Source organism: Rhizobium sp. 268 (assembly GCF_036571585.1).
Taxonomy (GTDB): Bacteria; Pseudomonadota; Alphaproteobacteria; order Rhizobiales; family Rhizobiaceae; genus Rhizobium; species Rhizobium redzepovicii.
Genome location: NZ_JAPPSO010000001.1, coordinates 658,990 through 684,879, shown reverse-complemented (window position 1 = coordinate 684,879; position 25,890 = coordinate 658,990). Strand labels below are relative to the sequence as shown.

Sequence of the window (25,890 nt, the reverse complement as noted above, 5' to 3'; positions counted from 1 at the left end):
AGTCATCCGTCAGCTTCTGCATCCGGATCATGTCGCCGTTGTTCACGGTCGCGATTGTCAGCGTTTCAGCCAGAACGGTGGAGCTGAGTGCTACGGAAATAAAGGCGCCGAGTGCGCCTGCCAAATAATGTCTCATGGATCCTCCCAAGACAACTCACCCCGAAACGTCAGCCATTCCTCCAAAGGTGAGCGTGGGATGCAATTTAAATGGCCAGTGGGAGCAAACTAGCGCTTGAGGAGCTAAAAACCGATACTCTTATGCAAATCTCCGACCGTAAACGATTCTGATCTCTTGCAATTGTATCAGCGCGGCCCCGCCTGACTCAAGGCCGCGACGGCCTGCATGGCTGATGAGGCGAATTCAGCGCGCCAAATGGACAATTAAAGCGAATGTGGAAACGTTACCACATTTTCTTGACTCGCAATTCTCCTGCGTTTATTCGAATGTGGAAACGTTGCCATATTGGGAGGAAGCTGATGAAATCCGCGCGGTTGAACCGACTTTTCGGCGTGTCTGGAAATTGTTTTGACGTTGCTATCGATCACGGCATGTTCAATGAACGGACTTTCCTCGCCGGCATCGAGAACATGAAGACTGCCATCGAGGTGATCGCGCAAGCGGCACCGGATGCCATTCAGCTGCCGCCGGGGACGGCGCCCATGCTGCAGGCTATTCCCGGCAAGCATCGCCCGGCGCTGGTGCTGCGCACCGACATCGCCAACATCTATGGCAATCCCCTGCCGTCTCAGCTGTTTTCCGAAATGATCGACAGGGCGGTGGAGCAAGGCGTTGCATTGGATGCTGCCTGTGTCGTCGTCAATCTCTTGATGCTGCCGGACCAGCCGGAAGTCTACCGCGCCTGCGTGCGCAATGTGAACAGCCTGAAGCGCGAATGCGAGATCTACAGCATGCCGCTGATGGTCGAGCCGCTCGTCATGCAGGACAATTCCAAGGGCGCCTACATGGTCGATGGCGCGATCGACAAGATCCTGCCGCTTGTGCGCCAAGCCGCCGAACTCGGTGCGGATATCATCAAGGCCGATCCCTGCGACAATGTCGAAGAATATCACCGCGTGGTCGAAATCGCTCAGGGCCTGCCGGTGCTCGTGCGCGGCGGCGGCCGCGTTTCGGATCAGGAAATCCTGATCCGCACCAAGCAGTTGATGGAGCAAGGCGCCCGTGGCATCGTCTATGGCCGCAACGTCATCCAGCATCACAATCCCGGCGGCATGACGCGGGCCTTGATGGCAATCGTCCATGACAAGGCTTCCGTCGAGCAAGCCTCGCTGCATATTGGCTGACGCGCGTCTGGGAGGACATGTCATGACGAAAATATTCCGCTTCGGCGTCATCGGCTGCGGTCTGATGGGGCGCGAGTTCGCGAGTGCCGCGGCGCGCTGGCTGCATCTGGCCGATGTGAAGGCGCGACCGGAAATCGTCGCCGTCTGTGATACCAACGCGACGCTGCTCGACTGGTTCAGGGATCATGTGCCGACTGTTCGCCAGTTCACCGCCGACTATAAGGAGCTTCTGGCCAATCCTGAGGTCGATGCGGTCTATTGCGCCGTCCCGCATGTGCTGCACCAGCAATTCTACATCGACGTCCTGAAGGCCGGAAAGCATCTTCTCGGCGAAAAGCCCTTCGGCATGGACGCCGCGCAGAACCGGGAAATCATGGCGGTTCTGGCCGAGCATCCCGAACTCCTGGTCCGCTGCTCGTCGGAAATGCCTTTCTTCCCCGGCGCACAGAAGGTCATCGCGCTCGCAAAAAGCGGCGAGATGGGGGATATAATCGAAGTCGAGGCGGGTTTCCTGCACTCTTCGGATATCGACCGGCAGAAGCCGATCAACTGGAAGCGTATGGCCGAGATCAATGGCGACTATGGCTGCATGGGTGATCTCGGCATGCATGTGCTGCATGTGCCGCTGCGTCTCGGCTGGCGCCCGACGACCCTGCATGCGCAACTGGTCAAGAAGGTTACCGAACGTCCCGACGGCAAGGGCGGCATGCTGCCCTGCACCACCTGGGACAATGCCACGATCAGCAGCCGCGTACGCACCGGGGATCAGGATTTCCCGATGGTGCTGAAAACCTGGCGCATCGCGCCCGGCGAATCCAACACCTGGTACATCAGGGTTCTTGGCATGAAGAAAAGCGCATTCTTCAGCACGAAGTCGCCGCGCCAGTGGCAGTGGATGGATTATAATGGCGGAGCCCAGGCCTGGAGCACCGAGGATCTCGGCTATGGCTCGCTGTTTCCGGCCATCACAGGCAAGATCTTTGAATTCGGTTTTGCCGACGCCATACAGCAGATGTGGGCGGCCTTCGTCGATGAGCTTGCCGGCGGGGATGCCAACGGTTTCGGCTGCGCGACGCCGGCGGAGGCGCAGGCGCATCATGCGGTCCTGACGGCAGCCCTCAAATCCGGTCGCGAGGACGTCGTGGTACCGGTCGCGTATGACGGGGTGTCCGTTTGATGCAGCGCTCCGCGATCAACGCCGCGTTGCTGCGGGCAACCGAGACCCTCGAGCGCTGGCATTGGTCCCTGCCGGCATGGGGATATTGGACGGCGGCGGATTTTGCCGCTCATCCGGAGGCATCGGCCTATCTGCGCGCCCATCAGCTGGGTTGGGATGTCACCGATTTCGGCTCGAACCGGTTTGCCGAACGCGGCCTCGTGTTGTTCTGCCTGCGCAATGGCATCGTTGATGTCGAGGGGGAGCGGACCTATGCCGAAAAGCTGCTCTTCGTCGAAGAAGGCCAGGTCACGCCGACGCACCGCCATGCGGCGAAGATGGAAGACATCATCAATCGCGCCGGCGGCGATCTCGTCATCGAATTCGCCGCAACCGACGCCGATGGCAATGTGCTGACGGAGGATGTGACGGTTCCGGTCGACGGGCTGCCGCACCGGCTCGCGGCATGGGAGCCGCTGATTCTTGAGCCTGGCCAAAGCGTGACGATCCGCACCGGGCTTTACCACCGCTTTTACGGCAGGAAAGGGGGCGGACCTGTCCTTGTCGGCGAGGTCAGTCAGGTCAACGACGACAACAGCGACAATTTCTTTCTGGAACCGATCGGGCGCTTTGCCGCGATCGAGGAAGATGAGCCGCCGCTGAGACCCTTGTGGAATGAAGGAGTCGGCTGATGCGAGCCGGGGAGGAGGTTTGCGATCGCGATAGCCAGAAGCACGGCGGCATCGTCTGCGCGGGAAACTTCATTGTCGATCGCGTCCACACCCTGTCCTATTGGCCAGAACAGGGCAATCTCGCGCATATCCTGCACCAGGATCTGGGCGTGGGCGGCGGGGCGGCCAATGTCGTTACCGATCTGGCCTCGCTCGGATTTCCCGGAAAGCTGGCGGCGGCGGGATGCATCGGCGCTGATCAGGACGGGGAGATCGTCAAGGCCCGCCTTACACTTGCCGGCGTCGATGTCGGTGGGCTGACCGCGCTTGCCGACCGGGTGACGGCGCATACGCATGTCATGAATGTGCCCGGCCAGAACCGGACCTTCTTCTATCATGGCGGCGCCAACGATGCCGTGACGGATGAGCTCGTCTCACCAGCCACCTTCGCTGAGGCCGGCTATCGGCTGTTCTATCTCGGTTATCTCATGCTGTTGCCGGGTCTCGACCGCATCGGCCCTGATGGTCGTTCGGGAGCGTCGCGCCTGCTGGAGGCTGCGCGCCGCGCCGGGCTCACGACCTGCGTGGATTTCGTATCGAGCGAAGACCCGGAATTTGCGTCCAAGGTCGGCGTCGCTCTGCCCTTCTGCGATTATCTGATCATCAACGAGATGGAGGCGGGTCGGGCAACCGATGTTGTCGTTCGCGACGCGAAGGGAGATTTGATCGAGGCGGGGCTTTTGGAAGCGGGCGAGCGCCTGCTTGCCGCAGGCGTCACCAAAGGCGCGATTATCCATGCACCGGAAATCTGCTTCTGGTTTGCATCAGGCGCTTCCCCGATCATGACGCGTTCACGACCCGTCGATCCTGATGACATCGTCAGTACGGTCGGCGCAGGAGACGCCTTCTGTGCCGCCGTGCTCTACGGCCTGCATGAGAACTGGCCTGTCGAGCATATTTGCGCCGTCGCCCATGCGGCGGCTGCGCATTGCCTCGCGGGTGCGACGGCCACCGACGGCATCCCCGACATGTCTGTGCTCCTTCGGGAGGCGCAGGAGGCGAGCCCGCAATCCGCATAGCCCATTGGCGTCGTCTCAGGAGAGGGCGGCGCCGATCACCATCCAGTCAGAATGGAGGAGCAGACATGAAGCTATTCACGATGGCAGCCGCGCACGGCACCCTTGCCGGCGCAGGTCCGAGCGGGGAGGCAGTGCGATGACCTATACGGAAACGGCGCGGCTCTCGGGCAAGGTGGCATTGGTCACAGGGGGAGCAAGCGGTATCGGCAAAGCAGTATGCGAACGCTTCGCCGCCGAAGGCGCCAGGGTTGTCGTGGCAGATCTCGACGGTGAACGATGCGCACGGGTGGCGGAAGCGATCGGTCCGCATGCCTGGGGTGTGGCGCTTGACGTGACCAGCCAGGACAGCATCGAAGAAGCTGCACGCTTCGCCATCGCCACTGCCGGTCAGATCGATATCCTGGTCAATGCCGCAGGCATTTACGAGGTCGAGTCCATTCTGGAAATATCCCGGGAGCGCACCGCTAGGGTATTTCAGGTCAATATCGAAGGCGTGATTTTCATGACACAGGCCGTTGCCCGGCACATGGTGGAGAGAGGGGAAGGTGGACGCATCATCAACTTCTCGTCTCAGGCGGGGCGTCGGGGCGAAGGACCTGCTGTGGCTTACTGCGCATCCAAGGCGGCGGTCATCAGCATCACGCAAAGCTGCGCTCTGGAGCTGATCCGTTACGGCATCAACGTCAATGCCATCGCTCCCGGCGTCGTCGATACGCCGATGTGGGACGTCGTCGATGCAAAACTCGGCAGCCGGGAAGGTTTGAAACCTGGTGACGTCAAGCGCCGCGTGGCTGCCGCCGTTCCCGCCGGACGATTTGGCGCTCCCCAAGAACAAGCTGCCATGGCGGCCTTCCTGGCCGGGCCTGATGCAGCATACATCGTGGCGCAGTGCTACAATGTCGATGGCGGCAATGTCATGAGCTGAGCGCTTGAGCCGCGTCGCGGCTGCATCATCCTGCAAGGCGGCTTCATCAGCACGATCGGCAATCGAACTTTAGGTCTGGAGGAGCGGAATGAAGGCTGTACGCTTGGAGTCGATCGGGTCTTTGACCATGCGCAACGTTGAGAAACCGGTTGCCGGGCCAGGCGAACTGCTTGTCAGGGTGGCAGCAGCCGGCATCTGCGGTTCCGATCGCCACATGTATAAGGGCGAATATCCGACAGCGATCCCCGTCACGCTGGGCCACGAATTCTGCGGCATCGTGGAAGAGATCGGCGATGGTGTGACACGGTTTAGCGGTGGGGAACTCGTGACGGTCGACCCCAATATCGCCTGCGGCATCTGTCCGGCTTGCACGCAGGCGCAGCCGAACCTGTGCGAGAGCCTGACTGCCATCGGCGTGACACGGGATGGCGGCTTTGCGGAATATGTGGCGGTGCCGCACGCGCAGGCCTTCAGGCTGCCGGCCGACCTCGATCCCGTTCACGGCGCCTTCAGTGAACCGCTGGCCTGCTGCATCCACGCCATCGATAAGGCAAGGATCCGTCCGGGCGACAGCGTCGCGATCCTCGGCGGGGGCGTGATCGGTCTGCTGATGGTGCAATTGGCCCGCCTGGCGGGGGCGAGCGAGATCATTTTGATCACGCGCCAGCAGTCGCGACGCCAAACCGCTCTGCGCCTGGGGGCGACACATGCCTTCGACCCGGCCTCCTCCGACACGATCGCTTCCGTGCGAGAGGTTACCAAAGGCGGCACAGACGTGGTCATCGAGTGCGCCGGCGTGCCCGATACGCTTCAAAGCGGTCTGAGGATGGCGCGGCGCGGTGGCACATTCGTGCTTTTCGGGGTCACGCCGGCAGGTGTCGAGGTGCCGGTTCTGCCCTTCGATCTGCTGGTGAACGAAGTCGATATCAGGCCGGCCTACCTCAATCCTTTCACCCATTCGCGCGCTGCTGCAATGGTAGCAAACGGGGCATTGGAGCTGGACGCGCTGGTCACCAAAACCATCGGTCTCGAGGAGGTCGCCGACGTGGTGGGCAACGTGCCATTACCGGGCGAAATCAAGGTCATCGTCCGACCCTAGCTTTGCCGCGCCACTCTGATCCGCACCGCCTGCTCAGCTGCGGATGGGGCCGGTGGAATCGCGCTCGATCAGCGTGACCGGCACCTTTACGATCGCACCCTGCCGAGATGCGTCTCCTGTCTGGTGCTCTTCGATCAGCGCTTCCAGTAACCGTGCTGCTTGCTGCCCGACATCGCGGATCGGCTGCGCGACCGTTGTCAGCCGCGGAAAGACATAGGCTGCCTCCGGCAGGTCGTCGAAGCCGACGACCGAATAGTCGTTCGGAACGGAAAATCCGCGATCCTGGACGGCATGGATTGCGGCAATCGCCGAAACGTCGGTTGTGCCGATGATCGCGGTGACCTCAGGTCGAGACGCCAGCAATTCTCGCGCCAGTCGGTAGGTTTCCGCAAAGCTGTGCTCTTCCGCCATCGCCACGATGGCAGGTGCGATGCCATCCTTGGCCATTTCCGCCGTGATGCCCTGAAGGCGAAGCTGGATAGGTTGGCTGTGTGCCGGCGCGCCGACGATGGCGATAGCCCGGTGGCCGAGGTCGATCAGATGGCGCGCCATCAGCCGTCCGCCTTCCGCATGATCGGCCATGACAGCGTCGTCGGCGATGCCGCTCAGCTCACGGTCGATGGCGATGATCGGTATACCGGCATCCCGCAGCACCCCGAAATGCTCGATGCTGCCGAAGGCGCTTGCGACGATGACACCGTCGACGCGCTGGGCAAGCAGCATGGAAATATAGCGCGCCTCGTGATCCATATTTTCCGCCGTGCTGCAGATCAGCGTCTGATAGCCGTGCTGAAACAGTTCCTGTTCGATGGCATGGGCGAGGATACCGAAGAACGGCACGTCAATCGACGGCAGCATCAGCCCGATCATCCGGCTTGGTGCACCGCGCAGCATACGGGCACCCTTGCTGGGTGTGTAGTTCAGTGTCCGGATCGCCGACTCTACGCGATGCCGGAGCTCAGGCGAGGCGTAGCCGCTGTTGTTGAGCACACGCGAGACCGAAGAGACCGACGTTCCTGCAAGTTTGGCGATATGTCTGATGCTGGTCGTCACGGCCCGCATTTCTCTCTTCGTGCAGCACTGAGCGTCTTTGCAGCTGCGCAAAGGACGCTGCAGCAGTTTGAATGCTGCACAACTTATCCTTAAATCGATTCCGATCTAAGCAATTCGTACGCCACAACCAAGCCATTTCGAATGAATGGCTATTCGGCATGGACACCTGATGAACGACACAGTCATCCTTTTTCACGGCATTGCCCGGACGAAGAAAAGCATGGAGAAGCTCGCAGCCTTCCTGTCCGGGAAGGGGTATCGGGTTGCGAATGTCGGTTACCCCTCCACCAGGTTTTCGATCGGCGACCTTGTCGACATCGTTCGGCCGCAGATCGACGCGGCTGTGAAGGAGGCAGGCGACGGCCGTGTGCATTTCATCGGTTATTCGATGGGTGGGCTGCTTATCCGTGCTTTTCTCCGGAACCATCGCCCGCCGAAGCTGGGAAGAGTGGTCATGGTCGGAACGCCGAACAACGGCAGCCAGATCGCCGATTTCCTCAAGACCTGGCCGCTCTACAGGAGGTTCTATGGACCGGCAGGGCAGCAGCTGATTACCGATCAAACCGCAATGACCAAGCTGTTCGGCACGGTCGATTACGAACTTGGCATCATCGCGGGGAACCGGACCATCGACCCGGTCTCTTCCCTGATCATCGGCCTTAGAATTCCGAATGATGGAAAGGTGTCGGTGGAGAGCACACGCCTCGACGGCGCCGCGGCGCATATCGTCATTCCCGCCAACCACACTTTCTTGCCGGTCAACAAGATCATGTGGAGGCAAGCCCTGTCGTTTCTGCAGGATGGACGGTTCGCAAGCTGAACACCGACAGTTGCCTCATCGACAGTTTCAAAACGCACAGCGTGGGCTGACCTCACCGTTGAACGATGAGGTCCTGCTTGACCTTTGAAATCAGCAGGCGGGAGCCGTCAGCGGTGAAGTGCCCGTAGTCGAATTGCACCGGGTCCCCGCTTTTTGTCCACACGATGCAGTCGGGATTGCACATGGTCTTATAGGTGGAGATGTACATTGCTCCGCTTCCGGCCAATGCGTCGTGAATATCTACACCGATGCGCTGCCGAGGCGCCAAATGATCGGCGGCATGAAATGGCTGCTTCTCATAGAGACTATGAGCGAGCAGCCGCGGCAGGGAAGATTTATATTCTGCCACTGGTCCGAAGACGACGATCTTTTTGGCAAAGGGTGAGAGGTAGTCCACCGTCTTTCTGATGAGTTTGACGTCATCTTCAGTCCAGCGTCCGGCCAACACGAGAACATCGACCTTGTGGCTCGGCAAAAACTCTTTGAAGACGTAGTTCATGAGGTCTAGGCAGCGCTCTTCGCCTTCGGCTTCAAGAGTAGGACGGCATCCTGATGCGTTAGCTTGAAGGACGTTGGTCCCCGGCAGCGTTTTCAAGCCCGGATATAGGTGCGCAGCGTGACTATCACCGACGAGCGCTATGTTTTGCTGACTATTTGAGAGAGCCAAGCAGGTATCGCGATCGTATTTTTCGATACCGTCGTTTGACGTAAGGAAGCATTTTCCACTGCGGAAGGCTTTCGAGGGGTCGTAATCGGCAAATTCCGCCACCCGCTCAACGAGCTTGTTGTCGTCCTTCATTTGATCGGCGGCGAGTTGCCCGACGAATGCCAGCATTGCTACGGAAGCAATTGAGGCAGCCCCGGCGGCTACGGACACCAGAGGCCGGTATCGCATCGTTCGGAAGGGCGTTTCGATAAATCGCCACGAGAAATATGCGACGACAAAACTCAAAGCGACGGGCACCAATTGCCAGCCATGCTCCCACGCCCCGTACTGGTTCGAAAACACCCAGATCGGCCAATGCCACAAATAGAGGGAATACGAGATCAAACCTATCGAGGTGGCGACCCTCAATGATAGAAGCCTGCTGACCAGCGTGCCTGGACCCGCCCAGATGATAAGAGCCGTGCCTGCCGTCGCGGGTAAGGCCATTAGCCCTGGAAACTCAGAGGTTTTCGACAACAGCAGCGCGCTGAGGCCGATCGCCAAGGCGCCGAATGCCGAAAGCGCATTATTGATCCGCATATCGGAAAATTTCGTCAATGCCGGTGCTGCGATGAGGGAGCCTACCAGCAGCTCCCACGCGCGATATTGCACAAGATAGAAAGCTGCAGAGCGGTTGATTGGAACAGCGATGATGGAAGCAATGATGCTGACTGCGAAAAGTCCCGCAATGGCTATCCCGGTTGCCCTGCGGCCATAACGGCTCGCTGCCATGACGATCAGCGGAAAAATGACGTAGAACTGCTCTTCGACCGACAACGACCATGTGTGCAGGACCGGATTGAATTCCGCGGAATCATCGAAATATCCAGTCGTCAAATAGAAATAGGCATTGGAAGCAAAGAGCGCGGAGGACGTCACTGACTTGAAGACCCGCAGGCTTTCGTCAGGCAGCATCGTAAAATACGAAACCGCCATCACGACAGCATACATGGCCACGACAGCGGGAAGAATTCGTTTGGCCCGACGGCTGTAGAAGTTGCCGATCGAAAATCGGCCATCGCTTACTTCGGCGAGGATTATTTTTGTTATCAGGAAGCCCGATATCACGAAAAAAATGTCCACCCCGATAAATCCGCCGGGGAGAATGCGATCAAATCCGCAGTGATAAAGAATCACAAAAATGACGGCTACGGCTCGCAGGCCGTCGATATCTTGACGATGCGTAATCATTGCGGCCTCGGTGTTTGGCCTCCCGGGATTTCGTAACGTGAGACCGATCAATATGCAACCAGAGTCATGGTAGAATGAAAACAACTCGCCTTAGAGGCGCTTTCGGCCCAGAGATAGAGGCCCAGCGAGCGAGCGCAAGGTCATCTAGGTTTTCGAGATAGTGTTTTTTTACCACTGGTCCGATGGCGCCGACGAGGAGAAGAATGGCGTCCATCAACTCAACAGTGATTGACTAAACAGCTGCCTTTCAACGGTCCCCAACTCAGGCCACAGAAGAAGACTGACGGGCGATTAAAATGAGCTGCTGAAACGCAGCGGCGGCGTTGCCAGAACGCCATGCAGGAAAAATCGGGCGAACATGTGACGAGCCCGGTACCGGCCGATCCTCGACCCGAGATGCAATGCGACTTCAACTCGCTGCAAGGGCGTCGGCTGGTTGAACGCGACAATCGGGGCGGACTGTCTCTATTGGTCTATGTGCAGAGATTTCTCAGCGGCCGTTCAGGTGAAGATAATTTTCAGATATTCAAACATCCGCCACACCGTCGCTCACTATTGTCAGCGACAAGCGTATCGAAGGAAGATCTGATGCCCGCCATCTTGCGAAAGAAAATTCATGGAGCATCCACACGGGGGCAGGTCATCGACGGTGCTGAGGATATCGGCGTCGCTTATCAGGTGTTTTCCGACACGGTGGTCGAAGACGTGGTGGTCAAGAACTCTCCGCGCGGCTTCAAATTTCACAACGGCAAGAATCTTGTCGTAAGGCGCTGCGAAACAGAAAATGTGAACGGCGACGGCATTTACCTTACGATGACGTCGAATGTTTTGCTGGAAAACAACCGCGTCGGCTCAGCGCCCGGCCAGGGAGCGGATTGTTGCCAATTCGCCTACGAAAACAAAGATAGCTATATAAGTTCCAATGTGGTGGTCCGGGGCAACCTTCTTTTACAAAGACCGACCAGCACCTCGAACAAGGGGGCGCTGGTTTGCGGCAGGACCCGAAACTACCTCGTTGAATATAATTTCATCGGCGGGAAGAATTTTTCTTTTTCATCGATCGGCGACGACGCCGTCGTGCGCAGTAACATCATGCGTGACGGCAGGATGAACGATTATTCCTTCGGTTATGGAGTTGGCGATCAAGTCAGCCATGCCGGCCACCATGTTTATGATAACAGGATCGAGAACAGCAATCGCGGCGTGAGTTTGAGCGGTTATTCCGATCAGAATCTGGCATTTCGCAAAGATATGAATATCCACGATAACGTCATCAGCGAATGTGACATCGCTTTTTTCGCCAATCGACCATGGTCCGGAAGCTTTCGGCGCAACATATTCCTGCGGTGCAAGCAGGGCATTCTGCTGAAGGGAAACGGGGAGGCGACTGCGGGGGACATTGACGGAAACTATTTCAATGACGGCAGCTTTCTGAACGTCACTCCGCCGCCGCTTCGCGTCAAACCCGACGGAAAGGCTTCCGTTTCTTCAGGTGAATGGACATCCGAGCCCGACGAAATCCGCATCCAGTGGCGTAACAAGGGGATCGATATATCGGGCGCCAACCGGCCATCTATAACGGTCGAAGCCGGCATGGAATTGTCATGCGTCTTGCTGGCCCGCAAGGAGCAGAATTGGATGTTGGCGATCGCTGAGACTGCTTATGACGATTTCACGCCGCGTGCGTGGCAGGAAAACATGCTGCCCTGGCAGAAGCGGTATTTCTCGATTTGAACGGCTGCTCGCATGCCCATCCGGCGGCCGACGATATTGACCGATGCGACAAGAAGGACGGAATGAGGCGCTCTATCGCCAGATGTCGAACACACCCTCCCTCAAGGCTGGCGTTGATTCCGGTTTGTTCGCAACCTGGGACGCAGTTCCGAGAGTGCGATGACCATATGTGGCCAGCAAATGAAAGGTGCCAGCATCATGCCTGCCTCGGTCATGGCTCCAAGCATGATGAGGATGATGATAACAATCTCCTTTCGCCTGGCGCCGGATTCTGCCGGATCGGGGTCGACGATTGTCATCTTCCGGAACACGCGGGTCAGCGCAAACAACGTCCATGCGGTAACGCCTGGAATGCCGATATTGAGCGCTAGCTCAAGATAGGTGTTATGGGTCGATCGTGCATCGAAGGTAACCTTGACGTACTCTTCCATGACATCGGGCTGACGAAACATCGCAAACCCATAACCTGTTAGGGGCCTATCCCAGATCAATGGCAATAGCTGTTCCCAGATATTGGTGCGACCGGAGAAAGTAATATCTTTGCCGAATGCTTCTGCAACCGCTGAAGCCACGCCGAGGTAAACGAAGCTGGCGCCGAACCCGATGATCACGAACAACAGGAAAACGACGAAGGAACGAAAAAGGCGGTTCGGGTAAATGTGAATAACGCGAATGCCATACAGCATCATGCTGCCGAACATCGTCAAGACGACAGCCGTCGAGGACTTCGTTGCCACAATCAAGGCGAGAAGGCAGAGCATTGCAGCCCAGCGTATCAGGGTACTGTAACGAAGCCGGCCGAATTTCTCCGTCGATAGCAGGCAGACAAAACTGACCGAGCAAAACTGCCCCAACGTGTTCTTATGATAAAATGCGCCTTTGACCATGCCCGCATAGCTGCCACGCATGATGGCGAATTGTGGGAAAGCTGCTGTGTAGAGAACGTTGATGAATGCGGCGGCAATCGCAAAACGCCCGAGGACTCGGAAGGCTTCGACATTGCCGTAGCGCGCGCGGTACAGAAGAGGCGGGATGGCGAGAACGATGACCGCAGCCAATCCCTTTAAGGATGCGGTCTTGTCGATGGAGAAGACGATCGATGTCAGGCAGGAAATGCCGACAACCACGATGAACGGCGAAAACCTTGAAAAGACCCGTAGGAACTGTTTCTGTTCCAACAGAAAATATAATCCTGACAAAGGGATAAGGCCGTAGAGCAATATTTTCATCGGCAGCGGGTCGACCGCGGCGCCGTCGTCGAAGTTTGCAGGCAAGCCGTACCACATGCCTGTCGCCCGCCATAGAGACGCGTAAAATGCTATCGTAAGGACCAGCTTTGCCAGCACATCGCGCCGGACGCGCCACCGAGGCACAGACTGCCGGTGGTAGCCCGCCGGATAGTGGTGTCTTGCCAAAGCTGCATTTTCTATCGTCATCAAAGGCTCATATAAATCAATCTGCAGAACCCCGGCTGTTCGCCACGATCAAGGCGATGCCGGTATTCGATTGAACGGAGGCGGGAACTGATCTGCGCATCCTCGGCTTCCGCTCGCGAAGAACGAATTCGTTTTTGGCGGTTTCGATAACGTCGTCCTAGTTTCCCAAACTGCCCGTTTCGGTGGGCGATCTGGCCAGGGCAATTTGACCAGTGGCCCCAAGCTTCTCAAGGCGGCACGTCTCACTTCGCCATGCGGCGCGACTTTAAGCGAACTCATTCCGCGAATCCAGCCGATATAATCATGTCATCATGTCGCGCCGTTAACCGTCCGATCGACTCTGGACTATTGGCACTACCCAGGCGATTTTACGGCGCACCCAATTTTCGGAACCAAACATCGGCTCCGCCGTTGAATGCGATGTCCAACCGTGTCCGGGAGACAGACATGGCACGTCAGACATTCTGGAAGGGCTACCTCAAGCTCTCGCTGGTGACGGCAGCCGTCTCGCTGACGCCGGCGACGACCGAAAGCAATAAGGTGCGCTTCCACGTTCTCAATCGCCAGACGAAGAACCGCGTCGAAAGCCGCTATGTCGACAGCGTCACCCACAAGCCGGTCGCCGACCGGGATCAGGTGAAAGGTTATCCCCGCGGCGAGGACGACTATGTTCTGCTGGAAGACGAGGAGATCGAGGAGGTCGGGCTCGAAAGCACCCGCACCATCGATATCGACAGCTTCGTGCCGCGCGGCTCGATCGACTGGATCTGGTACGACAAACCGCATTTTCTGGCGCCCGAGGATAAGGTTGGGGTGGAAGCCTTCTGCGTCATTCGTGAGGCAATGAAGGCAAACGATGTGGTCGGCATCGCCCGACTGGTGCTTTATCGTCGCGAGCGTGCCGTGCTCCTGGAGCCGCAGGGCAAGGGCATCATTCTCTGGACGCTGCGTTATGGCGACGAGGTGCGTGAACCGGTGGCCGAACTCGACAGCAAGGCCGAGATCGACAGCAAGCTTCTAACGTTGATGAAACGGCTGGTGAAGGAAGAGACCAAGGATTGGAGCCCGGCCATGGTGCAGGATCCGATCCAGAAGCGCCTGAAATCGATGATCCGGGGCAAGCAGAAGAGCCTGAAGAAGGCCGCGCCCGCGAAAAAGCCCGCGCCGGTGAAATCGACCGGCAACGTCATCAACATCATGGATGCGCTGAAGAAGAGCCTTGCCGCGGATGACGGGCGCAAACCGCATTAGCGAAAAGGTGAGGGCATTTCACTCGATAGATCTCAAAAGCCAGCTCAACTCACCTTCTTACTGCGGCTGTCGCTACGCGCCGGCGCCTTCTTCGCCGGCGCCTTCTTTGCAGTGGCCTTGCCGCTCACCCCGGCGCTTTGTCGCAGCGCCTCCATCAGGTCGACAACCTTGCGTTCTGGCGGCTGCTTTTTCTTTGGCAGTGCCCGGCCCTCGATTTTTGCCCTCACCAGCTCGACGAGGGCAGCCTCGTAACGATCCTCATATTCGCTCGGCTCGAAGGTGCCTTGCTTGGTCTTGAGGATATGGCCTGCGAGCTCGAGCATCTCCTTGTCGAATTTAAAGTCGGGAATCTCGTCAAAGACGCTGTCGGCCGAGCGCACCTCGTAGTCGAAGTTCAGCATGGTCGCGACGATGTGGTCGTCATGCGGGCGGATCAGCAGCGTCCGGTTGCGTCGGAAAAGCACGGCTTCGGCAAGTGCTGCGACTTTGCCGTCAAGCATGCTCCTGACAATCAGCGACAGCGCCTCTTCATCATGTTCGTCTACGGGCGCGAGATAGTACGGACGGTCGAAATAGAGCTTGTCGATGCCGTCATAGGCGATGAAAGCCTTGATATTCAGCACCTTGTCGCTTTCCGGCATGAGTGCGGCGATCTCGTCGCCCTCGATGACGATGTAATCGCCATTCTCCAACTGGTAGCCCTTGACCTGGTCGTCCCGCTCGACCGGTTTGCCGGTCTCGCTGTCGATGAATTGCCGCTCCACCCGGTGGCCGGTCCTGCGATTGATGATGTTGAAGGAGACGCGGTCGGAGGAGGAAATGGCGGTGTAAAGCCCGACGGCGCAGGCAAGGTCGCCCACTTTCAGATGACCTTTCCAGCTTGCCCGCGCGGCCATTCCATCCTCCGTCGCAAATCAGAGCCGACTGTTGCTCTTGTCGGTTTCGAGTTCCTGAAAGGCCCAGCCGCGGCCGTCAGGCGCGGGATAGGCGAGCAGCGCGTCGCCATCGCCGATCTTCTGGCGCGACGCGGCGTCCCTGGCGTGAACGATCGCTTCATCGGCCGTGGCATAGGTTTCAGAAAGCGTGTCCCCGAGCTTGTAAGCCCAGCCATTGTCATGCGGCACGACCTGATAGGTGATATCGGCCATTTCGGATCTCCTCTTTAGTTCCGATTTGGTTTGCGCCGCTCGTCGAGGGCGATGATCTTCTCCACGGAGGCGATATCCTCGCTGGTGACGACAGGCACCGGATCGGCCGCGATCGCCTCCAGCACCTCTTGTGAGACGGCGCCGTTGCGAATCGCCCATTCCAGCGTCTCGCGTGTTTCGCGCTCGGCCTTCAGCTGCGCATAAAGCGCGACGATCAGCCGATCGCGGGCGTCCATGCGCCGGCCTTGGCGACCCATACTGCGGACATCAGGCATCGCAATCCACCTTTGGCACCGATTTCGTTCAGGTGTAATCAACTGATGACGGATGGAAAGGTTCCGAAACCGATGGGTGGCACTTGCCTCTTGCGGCGCCGGGCGGCGATTGCCATCTGCAGAATGTTCGTCAAAGGATTTCACCATGGTCGATCTCAAGGCCCGCCCCCGCCCGACCGGCGCCACCGCCGCTCTCGGCCGCACCGGTTTTCCGCATGTCACCTCCGCCACCAAAGGCGAGATCGATATCGTCACCGCGCCGTCGCAGCCGGGTTTCAATCCGCTCGACCTGCTCTATGCCTCGCTCTCGGCCTGCCTCGTGCTCAGCGCCCGCATGGCCGCCAGCCAGATGGGCGTTCTCGACAGGATCAGCGGCATCACCGCCGAGGTCACCGGCGAGAAGGCGACGGAAGGCCTTTCGCGCGTTGCGAGGTTCAATATCGCCTTCTCGATCAGAGGCGATATCGATGAGGAGACCCGGCAGAGAATCGTCCATGCGGCCGAAGACGAGATCTGCACGGTGAGCAATACGATCCGCGGCAACCCCGATTTTTCGACGACGATATCGGCATAGGTTCGATCTATATAATATTTATAGACAATTGCCGGCAGAGGATTGCGCGGCCCATGCCCGGCTCCTATGCTTGGGCATCTAAAGCGATGATACGGCCACCATGCAGTCCAAGCCTTTCCCGAAATCCGAACGGCCTGTCGTTGCCATTATCGGCGGCGGCGTCTCCGGCGCCGGCGTCGCCTATCATCTCGCCCGGGTGAATTGCGGCGAAGCTCCCGTCATCCTGGTCTTCGAGCCGCGCGCCGAACTCGGCCGCGGCCTTGCCTATGACACGGATGATCCGGCGCACCGCATCAATGTCCCGGCTGCCAAGATGAGCCTGCAGCCGGACGATCTGGGCGAATTCCAGGCCTGGATCGAAGCTCGCGATGCCGTTGCCGGCGACAGCAAGGCCAAACAGCCCGATGGCTCGCTTTTCCCGCGGCGCCAGCTGTTCGGCGAATATGTCGCCTCGCTGCTGAAACCACTGCTGGAAGACGGTCGCGTGCGTCATTGTCACGCCGCGGTCACCGGCGTCGAGCGTCGTGCCGGCCGCTGGACGATCCGCGACGATGGAGGCGGCGTGACCGAGGCCGATATCATCGCGATCGCCACCAGCCATCCGCCGCCCGCAGCCCCCGGCCGGCTGGCGAGCCGGCTCGCCGACCATCCGCGTTTCGTCGCCGATACCACCAAACCCGGCGCGCTCCAGGTCATCCGCCCGCATGACCGGGTGTTGGTCATCGGCAACGGCCTGACGGCGGCCGACGTCATCGCCTCGCTTGCCGAGCACGGACATGAGGGGCCGGTGACCGCGATCTCGCGCCGTGGCCTGCGTTCGCGCGGGCATGCGCCGGTGCCGCAGCCGCTCTTCGGCGATTTCCTCGCCGATGCGGCCCATTCCGCCGGCTCGCTGCTGGCAAGGATCCGCGCCGCCATCGATGCGGCAAAAGCGGAAGGGATCAGCTGGCACGGCGTGATCGATCAGGTGCGGGCGCAGGGATATGATCTCTGGCAGGCGCTGCCGGTTGCCGAACGCCGCCGCCTCGTCCGCCATGTTCGTCCCTATTGGGACGTGCACCGGTTCCGCATCGCTCCGCAAGTCGAGGCCGTGCTCGACGCGGCGATTGCTACCGGCCGGCTCGAGATCCTTGCCGGCTCCGTCGCCGATGCGCGCATCGAGGGCGAGTTCATCCTGTGCACCTTGCAGCCGCGGCAGCACCGCCAGCCGCTGGAGCGGAGTTATGACGCCGTCATCGTCACCACCGGCCCGGCCCATGGCGGCATTCTCGAAACTCAGCCCTGGCTTGCAGCCCTTGCGGCAAACGGCCACCTGTCGCTCGATCCCACTGGCCTCGGCCTTGCCTGCACCGGGCATTCGGAGGCGATCGGCCGGTCAGGAGAGGCGGATCCGTCGCTGCTGATCTCCGGCCCGCTCGCGCGCGGCACCTTCGGCGAGCTGATGGGCCTGCCGCAGGTGACCGAGCATGCCTTCTTCGTCGCAAACGAGATTGCCGGAAAGCTGCGGGTGAACACGACACACACGCATCCGGCCTGATTTTACATTCCCCTGATTTTACATTCCCCCTGATTTTACATTCCTATGTCGCTAGGTGGCTGTCGTTCATGATCGACATCTGATACTCACGGCAGCCAACATCCTATCGCCCTGCTTTCGGGCGACCAGAAATATCGAGATCATGTTGCAGGCTGCCTCCACCCTTTCCGAAGCCTCGCCTTCCAATCGCCTCGCCCTTGCAGCCCTCATTCTCGGCGGGGCGGCAATCGGCGGCTCGCCGATCTTCGTCCGGCTCTCCGAGGTCGGGCCGATGGCGACGGCCTTCTGGCGCGTGGCGCTGGCACTGATCCCGATCTTCATCGTCTCGCTCATGAAGAAGGATGCGGGGGCGAGGCCGCAAAGCCTTTCCGATTACGGCATGCTGATCCTGCCGGGCGTCATGCTGTCGCTCGATCTCGCCGCCTGGCACCTTTCGCTCACAATGACTTCGGTTGCCAATGCGACGCTGCTGGCCAACCTCGCACCGGTCTTCGTCACGATGATCGCCTTCGTCTTTTTCGGAGCGAGGATCAGCGGCGTTTTCCTGTTCGGGCTTGCCTTGGCCTTGGCAGGCGTCGTCGTTCTGAAGGGCGGGCCGGCAGCCATCGGCAATGGCGATCTCAGCGGCGATGGCATCGCGATGATCGCGGCCTTCTTCTACGCTTGTTATATCCTGGCGATCGGCAGGCTGCGCAGCCGGTTCGATACGATCAGAATCATGATGTGGAGCACGGCGTCCGCTGCCATTTTCATCTTCCCGATCGGCTTCTTTTACGAAGGTCAGATGCTGCCCGCGAGCCTCTATGGCTGGTCGATCCTTTTCGGTCTCGCCTTTATCAGCCATGCCGGCGGGCAGGTGGCGATCACCTATGCGCTGGCCTATCTGCCGCCGGCCTTTTCCTCTTTGACGCTGCTGCTGCAGCCGGTCATCGCGGCTATCCTTGCCTGGGGGCTGCTGAACGAAGCGATCGGCACGATGCAGGCGCTCGGCGCTGCCGTCGTGCTCGCCGGCATCATGGTTGCCCGCGCTTCCCGCGTTCAGGTTTAAGCATTTCGGAACCGGCGCCTAAAGCGCGTCGCGATCTTTCAGATTCGCTCCCCGCGCCTTAGCTCTTTGTTTTTGCGCATGTCGTTGCCGCAAAACCGCTGCACAGTTTTGCGCGACATGCTTTAGCGGTTTTCCTGCAGCAGCCATTTCTGGATGATCGGCACATCGGCATCGCCGAGATCATGGCCGCCGGGAATGACGTCGGAATCGACCGTGGCGCCCGAACTCTTCAGCCGATCTTCCAACTCGCTCGCATATTTGCCGTAGGCATCCGTCTTGCCGCTGATGACGAGCAGGTCGGTGCCCTTCAGGTCGGCATGCGGATAGTCGCTGAGCACCGGCATGGAGCGCAGCAGCACCGCCTTGTGAACCAGGTTCGGATGCAGGTAGAGCAGCGAGTTCAACAGGTTGGCGCCGTTGGAGTAGCCGACATAGACGACCTTCTGGGGATCGAGCCCGTAGGATTTGACGGCGCCCTCGATGAAGGCGGCGAAGGCTTCCGCCTCGGTCTTGATGTCGTTCTGGTCGAAGGAGAAGGGAGTAATGCGCTTGTACCAGCGCGGAAACCCTTCCTCGGTCGCCCTGCCGCGCACGCCGAGCAGAGTCGCCCGCGGTGCCGCCTTGTTCAGCAGCGGCATCAGCGTCGTCTCGTTGCCGCCGGAGCCGTGCAGCAGCACGAAGACGCTGCCGTCGGGATCCGGCGGCGTATAGAAACGGTGGACGAAAGGCAGCTCGCGGTAATTGATGCGCGGTTGGCCGGGCATTGCAAACTGCGGCAGCACGACCTTCAGGTCATGGAGATTGGTGATCGCTTCGGGCGGCGCAAACAGCTTCGTCCCGAGAGCGGCCTGCTCTTCATCCACGATCATGCCCGGCTTGTCGGTCGCAAGCTCTATCAACGTGCCGCCGGGCTCACGGGCATAGAGTGAGCGGAAATATTTGCGGTCGTGCATGTTGGTCGGCGATGCGTCGGTGGCTTCCAGGGCCTCGCGGACGGAATGCAGCGTCTCCTCGTCGGCAGCGCGGAAGGCGACGTGATCGACGGTCCCGGTGCCCGGCGCGCCGGACCAGAAGCCGCGGGCATCGCGCACGTCGATGACGTCGCCGGACTGCGAAACCAGTCTGTCGATCGTGCCGCGATTGGCATGGAAGCGGTAGCCAAAATGGCTCTCGAGGAAGCTGCGGCTTTCAGTCGGCTTTTCCGTCAGCATGGTCGCGCCGCGCACGCGCTGGATGGCGTGCTCCGCGGGGATCGAGGCGCCGTGCCAGGCCGCCGGCGATGTGACGTGCTTTGCACCGGCGAGCTTGAGGATGATGTTGTCGGGGTCCTTCAGCCTCAGCACAGGTTCGCTGAATTCGTCCGCCGGTCCTTCCGAGCGCAGGCCGAAGCTCATGGCGCGCGTCAGCCAGTAACCGATGCTGGCGGGATCGATCGACAGCGATATTTCGCTGATCTGGCCGTAGCCGGCCCGGCCGGGCGCACCGTCTTCCCATGCGAGGAAGGTAAGCAGCGAACCCGGCGTCCCTGCCGCATCGCCGTAAAACAGATGGAGTTGCGTCGCGTCCTCGTAGCCGGCCGTCTGCTTGACCAGCCGCAGGCCGAGAAAACCTGCGTAAAAGTCCACGTTCGCCTGCACCTTTCGGGTGACGGCCGTGACGTGATGTATGCCTGATACCATCGGAAGCAGTCCTGATTGAATCGGAGTCGTCAGGAGCGCGAGTATGAGAGCTGCGAAGGTCATACCGTTGCCAATGACCACCGCTTAGTTTTGTTCCGCACAAAGCGCAAGCGAATCGCCGCGCTGCAGCAATTCCAGATGATCGACATATTCGAGTGCCTCTTCGAGTTGCTGCAGGGTCGGCGGCTTGACCATATAGGCGCGCGCACCGAGATTTCTGGCCCGTTGCCGGTCGGTCTCATCGCTTGACGTGCTGAGAATGCAGACGGGAATCTGGTTGAGGCGGACATCGGTGGAAAGCGCACGCAGCACCTCGAAGCCGTCCATGATCGGCATGTTGATATCGAGCAGCATCAGGTCGATCTGCGGCACCTCGGCAATACAGGCGCGTTCTTCGAGCAGCCGCATCGCCTCGCGCCCGTTGGTGGCGACATGCAGATTGAAATTCACCTTCTCCCGCCGCATCAGCTTGATCTTCAGAAGCTGGATATCGGCCGGGCTGTCCTCCACCAACAGCACTTCGGCAAGCCTGCCTTCGCCTTCACCCGGCTGCTCCGCAGGCTTGCCGCTGTGCGGGATGGCCGCTGCCGGCAGCGGCTCGGGCCTCGTCTCGGCGAGCGGCACGTCGAGAACGAAAGTGGCACCCGGGCCATCCTCCGCCTCGCACCAGATCGAGCCGCCATGCAGTTGTGCGATGCGGCGGCAGATGGCAAGGCCAAGCCCGGTGCCCTCGATGCCGCGGCCGACGAGGCGTTTGAACGGCTGGAAGATCAATTCGCGATGCTGAGGATCGATGCCGGGCCCGTTGTCGCGTACGGTGAGGCGGCAGAAATCGCCATGGGCTTCGCCTGAGATCGTGACCTCCGGAACCTTCTGCTCGCAATAGCGGATGGCATTCGACACGAGGTTCTGCAACAGCTGGGTCAGCAGCGTCGCATCGCCCATGACCTCCGGCAGCGCGCCGCGGATGATGATCGCGCCGCGGCTTTCGGTCTGCTGGCGCAGATTGTCCTCCACCTGGTCGAGTACGGCAGAGAGCGAAACCGGCGTGAGCTCCGGCCCGCCGGAGGCTTCGAGCCTGGTGAAGCCCGAGACCTTGACGATCAGGTCTTCCATATGGTCGGCGGCACTCAACACGTAATCGAGCAGTTCCCGGTCGTCGGCCGGAAGCGCAGCAGAACCGTGCAGGATGCGGCTGAAGGATTTGATCGTCCTGAGCGGCTCCTTCAGATCATGGGCCATGGCGCGTGTGAAAATCTCGAGCGATTGCCGCTTCTGTTCCAACTGCGCTTCCAGCATGCCGTGCATGATGGCGTTCTGGATGCAGCGATGCAGCGTTTCCGGCGACAGCGAATCCTTGGTGAGATAGTCGCGTGCGCCGGCCTTCATCACCTCGACGGCGACGGTTTCACTGCCTTGGCCGGTCAACATGATGACGTTGGCGGCGGGATCGTTCTCCAGAATATCGGCAAGAACGCCGAGCCCGTTGCGGCCCGGCAGCGAATAGTCGAGCAGGATGCAGTTCGGCCGTTTGCGGCCGTTCAGCGCGAGGCCCTCTTCGCCCGTCTCCGCCTCCAGCACGCTATAGGCGGTGCTGGAGACGCGGCCCAATATGCGGCGATAGACCTCGCGATCGTCAATATTGTCGTCGATGATGAGAATGCTGCACTCTTCGGCCAATCTGTCAGTCCTCGAGCGGCAGAATGGCGATTTCGAACCAGTATTCCTTCAGTCGCTGGATCGCCGCGAAGAGCCCGTCGAGATCGACCGGCTTCTGGACATAGGTATTGGCGCCGAGCGCATAGCAGCCTTCGATATCCCGTTCGTCGTCGGACGTGGTGAGGATCACCACCGGGATCTTGCGCCAGCCGGCGTTCGATTTAATCGCCTCCAGCGTCTTGCGGCCGTCAAGGCCCGGCATGTTGAGATCGAGCAGGATCAGCCCCGGTTTCGGCACCATCACGGCCAGCATGTCGAGCGCTTCCTGCCCCGAGGCTGCCCAACGGATCGAGTTGCGCAGATTGGTGCGTTTGAACGCGCGCATCGTCGCTTCGAAATCGTCTTCGCTGTCCTCGACGATCAGGATCGGTTGCGTGTCACGCTGCTGCATTCTGCCCCTCGCGCTTTTTTCCCAGAGTGAAGTAGAATGTGGTGCCGGCGCCGACCTCGGATTCCAGCCAGATATCGCCATTGTGCCGCGCGATGATCTTGCGGACGAAGGTGAGGCCTGCTCCGGTGCCGTCGTCGGAATCCTGCGATTTTTCCAGCCGTTTGAAAATGCGGAAAATATCCTCATGGAATTCCTGGGGTATGCCCTTGCCGTTATCCCTGACGAAAAACACGTTGCGGGCAATCGTGCCGTCCTGGCCGACGAACCGATCGAGATAGCCGATCGACACCAGCGGCGCCGGTTTGTCGTTGTATTTGATCGCATTGGTGATGAGATTGCGGAACACTTCGGTCAGCCGCGGCGCGTCGCAGACCACATCCGGCAACTGGCCATCGATGATGACCTTGGCATGGCGTTCCTCCAGCAGCAGCTCCATGGTCGCGACGACATCCTTGACGATCAGGCCGATATCGCTGCGCTTGACCGCCAGCTGCTGCCGCCCGAGCCGGGAGAAATACAGCAGGTCGTTGACGAGTTTTTCCATGCGCTGGCTGAGGCGCACCAGCCGGTTCAGTCGGCGCACGCCGTCGTCGTCGAGTTTGTCTTCGTAGTCCTCTAGCAGGAATCGGGAGTGGTTATGCAGGCCGCGCAGCGGTTCCTTGAGATCATGCGAGGCGATATAGGCGAATTCGTCGAGGTCGTGATTGCTGCGCTCGAGTTCGGCCGTGTAGGCCTCGAGCTGGGCAAGCGTCGTTTTCATCCGCTCTTCCTGCCGGGCCCGCTCGCTGATATCGCGCACGATGCCGACGAAGATCTTCGCATCGCCGGTGGAAACGGCGCTGATGGAAACGTCGATCGGAAAGACGATGCCGTTCCTGCGTCGTCCGGAAACCATCCGCGTCGTGCCGATGATGCGCTCCTCACCGGTCTTCCGGTAATGGGCGAGATAGCCGTCGTGCTCGGAGTGGTAGGGTTCGGGCATCAGCATCTTGATATTCCGGCCGATCGTCTCCTGCGGGGTGTAACCGAACATGCTTTCAGCCGCCGGGTTGAAGCTCCTGATCGTTCCGCTCTCGTCGATGACGATGACGGCATCGGGCGTGCCGCGCACCAGCGCGCCGAAACGGACGCGCTCGGTTTCGAGGTTATGATTGTTGCGCATGAAATAAAAGACGAGGATCGCGATCAGCCAGAGCGTCGCAGCCGTAATCGTGCGGTTGGCGATCTCCTGCCAGAATGCCGCCTCGTTGTGCCTGACGGCGAAGAAGCCGAGCATCAACAGCACGGTGCAGGCAAACGCGAAGAAAAGCGGCGCATTCCTGTTGCCGAACCAGAGCGCCGTCAGCACCAGCGGCACATAGAGAATGCCGTTGGCAACGCCGAGCGGCGTGTAGAGATCGACGAGGAGGCCGGTGAAGCAGACCGCAGCCGGGATCCAGAGCGGAATCTGTGCGCGGTTTGCCGGCTGCATCCACCAGGAGCGCGCCAGCAGGCCTGAGCCGAAGATCACCATGCCGACCGCCGTATGCAGCGCCATCGCCGCATAAGGCCCCCAGCGGTAACCCTGTTCGGCATCGGTGACATAGCTGGCGAGCGCGATCATGCCCAGGGTGATAACGATGTAGCTCGTCAGCTCCTGCACCACCTGGCTTCTCCTCTCGACGTAGAGAGAGAACAGCAGCGAAAGATTGGCGATCAGGAAGACCAGGGCCGTGTTTGGGCCCATGCCGCCGCCGATCTGCGCGATGAAATCCGGCGGAATGACGAAGCGCGTGATCAGCAGGTCGATATTGTGGAACGTCCGGCCGATGGTGACGATTTCCAAGAGCCGGGCCGCAGCGATCGCCGCCGCAATCCCTGTCATGACCGTTGCGGCAATCAGAAAGCGACGGGCAGCCAGCGTCGAGGCGGCAAGCCCAAGGCCGGACAGCACGAAGCAGAGCGCGGTGTTGAAGGCCATCGACGGAAAGCCGGGAACCAGCGAAATGATCACCTGGATCTGCAATAGCCAGCCGGCAAGGGCGCTCATTCCGAGAAGGAACATCAGGCAGCCGACCGCAATCGCAAAGCCACGGTAGCGCTGCCGCTGCCGCTGGTCCTGCAGGTCCACGTTGCCACTATCCTGCACCCGTCATGTCCTCCTCGGTTCGCGCGGCCATTTTTTCCGAAATCGAGGAATACTCAATAGGCAGGGGAGAACGACGCCGCGCTTTTTCCGAAACGATTTTTCGACAAGATGGATCGAATTTTCGCGAAATCGCGATATCGTGAGGTCGAAGGACAGCAAGGTTCATCGAACAATATCCAAATCATGGTGCTGAATGCCAACCATAATTTACGTCGACGACAGCAGGGATGATCTCTTCTATCTCGACTATATCCGCAGGAAGCAGCAGATAGATGTCGATCTATTCTGTTTTTCGACCGCCGAGACGGCACTGGCGGCGCTGGAGCAGCGCGCGGCGGAAGGCTGGGCGCTGCCGGAACTGCTGGTTGCCGATCTGTACATGCCGCTCGACAGCGGCATCGCCCTGGTAACAAGGCTGCGCCGGGACGACCGTTTCAAGGCGATGCGGCTTGCCATCTGCAGCGGCTCGGATGCTGCCGAGGACCGCGCGCGCTCGCTTGAGGCCGGCGCCGACGCCTATCTGGAAAAGCCGCTTGATCTTGCCGGGATTATTCTCAATCTTGAGCTGTAGGAAGCGGCGAAGGCCCGGTAACCTGTTCCCCGTCCCATGTCCCAACCATTTGACAAAGCGCAATTGACAAGGTCGAGGCCGCACCACAAGATGCAACCGAAGCGAAGCAAATGATTGGCAAAATAAGCGCTGAGAGAACCGATCGACCCGCGTTCGCCGCCACGAACATCAGCCAACCCCTTAGCCAAATGGGTCTGTCGGCTCTCTCGCGCTTACGTCTGGCACTGCCTTCCTGCATTCTTGGATGTTGAATGCAGGAAGAAAACGATACCCAGGTAAGAACTACTGCGCTCAGTAAAATCTGCCCGTGCATCACCTGTAGCTGAGATAATTGATGATTTCCGCCTTTGAATGCCGAAAGTCCCCGTTTCGATATTCGTCATCAACTGTCTCGCAA

23 protein-coding genes are annotated in these 25,890 nt (G+C 59.8%); 13 read left to right on the top strand and 10 right to left on the bottom strand.

The window, feature by feature from the left end; all coding sequences use genetic code 11:
- Positions 1 to 477: 477 nt before the first annotated feature.
- From OS035_RS03505 to OS035_RS03480, 6 genes are all read left to right on the top strand, one after another.
- The gene (locus OS035_RS03505; protein WP_183777191.1) at positions 478 to 1,302 is read left to right on the top strand and encodes a class I fructose-bisphosphate aldolase; all 825 of its coding nucleotides are present in this window, start codon (positions 478 to 480) and stop codon (positions 1,300 to 1,302) included.
- A 22-nt stretch (positions 1,303 to 1,324) separates the two neighbouring features.
- On the top strand, positions 1,325 to 2,479 hold the full coding sequence (locus OS035_RS03500) for a Gfo/Idh/MocA family protein (protein ID WP_183777192.1): 1,155 nt from the start codon (positions 1,325 to 1,327) through the stop codon (positions 2,477 to 2,479).
- Entirely contained in the window at positions 2,479 to 3,150 is a 672-nt protein-coding gene (locus OS035_RS03495; RefSeq protein WP_183777193.1) for a D-lyxose/D-mannose family sugar isomerase, read from the top strand. Before OS035_RS03500 ends, OS035_RS03495 begins: the two co-directional genes overlap by 1 nt.
- Positions 3,150 to 4,208 carry a carbohydrate kinase family protein gene (locus OS035_RS03490; RefSeq protein ID WP_183777194.1) on the top strand — a complete coding sequence of 353 codons (1,059 nt, stop codon included), beginning with the start codon at positions 3,150 to 3,152 and terminating at the stop codon, positions 4,206 to 4,208. The genes OS035_RS03495 and OS035_RS03490 overlap by 1 nt, the downstream gene beginning before the upstream one ends.
- Positions 4,209 to 4,344: 136 nt before the next feature.
- Entirely contained in the window at positions 4,345 to 5,133 is a 789-nt protein-coding gene (locus OS035_RS03485; protein ID WP_310804102.1) for an L-iditol 2-dehydrogenase, read from the top strand.
- Positions 5,134 to 5,221: 88 nt separating this feature from the next.
- Positions 5,222 to 6,232 carry a zinc-dependent alcohol dehydrogenase family protein gene (locus OS035_RS03480; RefSeq protein ID WP_331813366.1) on the top strand — a complete coding sequence of 337 codons (1,011 nt, stop codon included), beginning with the start codon at positions 5,222 to 5,224 and terminating at the stop codon, positions 6,230 to 6,232.
- A gap of 33 nt (positions 6,233 to 6,265) precedes the next feature.
- Here the strand turns inward: OS035_RS03480 and OS035_RS03475 are convergent, their stop codons facing one another.
- Positions 6,266 to 7,285: a LacI family DNA-binding transcriptional regulator gene (locus tag OS035_RS03475; RefSeq protein ID WP_097624163.1), complete on the bottom strand. Its 1,020-nt coding sequence runs from the start codon at positions 7,283 to 7,285 to the stop codon at positions 6,266 to 6,268.
- A gap of 169 nt (positions 7,286 to 7,454) precedes the next feature.
- Here OS035_RS03475 and OS035_RS03470 point away from each other — a divergent pair, with 169 nt between their 5' ends.
- The gene (locus OS035_RS03470; protein ID WP_183852667.1) at positions 7,455 to 8,105 is read left to right on the top strand and encodes an esterase/lipase family protein; all 651 of its coding nucleotides are present in this window, start codon (positions 7,455 to 7,457) and stop codon (positions 8,103 to 8,105) included.
- Between the two features lie 52 nt (positions 8,106 to 8,157).
- Here the strand turns inward: OS035_RS03470 and OS035_RS03465 are convergent, their stop codons facing one another.
- Entirely contained in the window at positions 8,158 to 10,002 is a 1,845-nt protein-coding gene (locus OS035_RS03465; RefSeq protein ID WP_183852666.1) for an acyltransferase family protein, read from the bottom strand.
- A gap of 588 nt (positions 10,003 to 10,590) precedes the next feature.
- On the opposite strand from OS035_RS03465, the gene OS035_RS03460 reads away from it, so the two are divergent.
- Entirely contained in the window at positions 10,591 to 11,736 is a 1,146-nt protein-coding gene (locus OS035_RS03460) for a right-handed parallel beta-helix repeat-containing protein (RefSeq protein ID WP_331813373.1), read from the top strand.
- A gap of 101 nt (positions 11,737 to 11,837) precedes the next feature.
- On the opposite strand, the gene OS035_RS03455 is transcribed toward OS035_RS03460, so the two are convergent.
- Complete coding sequence (locus OS035_RS03455; protein ID WP_183852664.1) at positions 11,838 to 13,172, bottom strand: O-antigen ligase family protein; 1,335 nt, start codon at positions 13,170 to 13,172, stop codon at positions 11,838 to 11,840.
- Positions 13,173 to 13,619: 447 nt separating this feature from the next.
- Between OS035_RS03455 and ku (OS035_RS03450) the strand changes: the two genes are divergently transcribed.
- A complete protein-coding gene (gene ku / locus OS035_RS03450) occupies positions 13,620 to 14,423 on the top strand; it encodes a non-homologous end joining protein Ku (protein WP_183852662.1) in 804 nt (267 codons plus the stop codon).
- A 44-nt stretch (positions 14,424 to 14,467) separates the two neighbouring features.
- On the opposite strand, the gene ku (OS035_RS03445) is transcribed toward ku (OS035_RS03450), so the two are convergent.
- Genes ku (OS035_RS03445) through OS035_RS03435 form a run of 3 tightly spaced genes read right to left on the bottom strand, consistent with a single transcriptional unit; the run spans position 14,468 to position 15,846 of the window.
- A complete protein-coding gene (ku, locus tag OS035_RS03445; protein WP_331813365.1) occupies positions 14,468 to 15,319 on the bottom strand; it encodes a non-homologous end joining protein Ku in 852 nt (283 codons plus the stop codon).
- Between the two features lie 18 nt (positions 15,320 to 15,337).
- The gene (locus OS035_RS03440) at positions 15,338 to 15,571 is read right to left on the bottom strand and encodes a DUF2188 domain-containing protein (RefSeq protein WP_003570400.1); all 234 of its coding nucleotides are present in this window, start codon (positions 15,569 to 15,571) and stop codon (positions 15,338 to 15,340) included.
- A 14-nt stretch (positions 15,572 to 15,585) separates the two neighbouring features.
- On the bottom strand, positions 15,586 to 15,846 hold the full coding sequence (locus tag OS035_RS03435; protein ID WP_183852658.1) for a hypothetical protein: 261 nt from the start codon (positions 15,844 to 15,846) through the stop codon (positions 15,586 to 15,588).
- Positions 15,847 to 15,991: 145 nt separating this feature from the next.
- Here OS035_RS03435 and OS035_RS03430 point away from each other — a divergent pair, with 145 nt between their 5' ends.
- The 3 genes from OS035_RS03430 (at position 15,992) to OS035_RS03420 (ending at position 19,005) form a co-directional block, all read left to right on the top strand.
- Complete coding sequence (locus tag OS035_RS03430; protein WP_097623850.1) at positions 15,992 to 16,420, top strand: OsmC family protein; 429 nt, start codon at positions 15,992 to 15,994, stop codon at positions 16,418 to 16,420.
- Between the two features lie 100 nt (positions 16,421 to 16,520).
- Entirely contained in the window at positions 16,521 to 17,957 is a 1,437-nt protein-coding gene (locus OS035_RS03425; RefSeq protein WP_331813364.1) for an FAD/NAD(P)-binding protein, read from the top strand.
- A gap of 142 nt (positions 17,958 to 18,099) precedes the next feature.
- Positions 18,100 to 19,005 (top strand): DMT family transporter, encoded by a 906-nt coding sequence (locus OS035_RS03420; RefSeq protein WP_183852653.1) that lies wholly within the window; start codon positions 18,100 to 18,102, stop codon positions 19,003 to 19,005.
- A gap of 122 nt (positions 19,006 to 19,127) precedes the next feature.
- On the opposite strand, the gene OS035_RS03415 is transcribed toward OS035_RS03420, so the two are convergent.
- Genes OS035_RS03415 through OS035_RS03400 form a run of 4 tightly spaced genes read right to left on the bottom strand, consistent with a single transcriptional unit; the run spans position 19,128 to position 24,922 of the window.
- The gene (locus OS035_RS03415; protein ID WP_331813363.1) at positions 19,128 to 20,747 is read right to left on the bottom strand and encodes a VOC family protein; all 1,620 of its coding nucleotides are present in this window, start codon (positions 20,745 to 20,747) and stop codon (positions 19,128 to 19,130) included.
- A 21-nt stretch (positions 20,748 to 20,768) separates the two neighbouring features.
- The gene (locus OS035_RS03410) at positions 20,769 to 22,364 is read right to left on the bottom strand and encodes a response regulator (RefSeq protein WP_097623853.1); all 1,596 of its coding nucleotides are present in this window, start codon (positions 22,362 to 22,364) and stop codon (positions 20,769 to 20,771) included.
- 4 nt (positions 22,365 to 22,368) lie between these two features.
- Positions 22,369 to 22,794 (bottom strand): response regulator, encoded by a 426-nt coding sequence (locus OS035_RS03405; protein ID WP_003584210.1) that lies wholly within the window; start codon positions 22,792 to 22,794, stop codon positions 22,369 to 22,371.
- The gene (locus OS035_RS03400; protein WP_097623854.1) at positions 22,781 to 24,922 is read right to left on the bottom strand and encodes a sensor histidine kinase; all 2,142 of its coding nucleotides are present in this window, start codon (positions 24,920 to 24,922) and stop codon (positions 22,781 to 22,783) included. The genes OS035_RS03405 and OS035_RS03400 overlap by 14 nt, the downstream gene beginning before the upstream one ends.
- A 193-nt stretch (positions 24,923 to 25,115) precedes the next feature.
- Here OS035_RS03400 and OS035_RS03395 point away from each other — a divergent pair, with 193 nt between their 5' ends.
- Positions 25,116 to 25,493 (top strand): response regulator, encoded by a 378-nt coding sequence (locus OS035_RS03395; RefSeq protein WP_097623855.1) that lies wholly within the window; start codon positions 25,116 to 25,118, stop codon positions 25,491 to 25,493.
- Positions 25,494 to 25,890 lie beyond the last annotated feature (397 nt).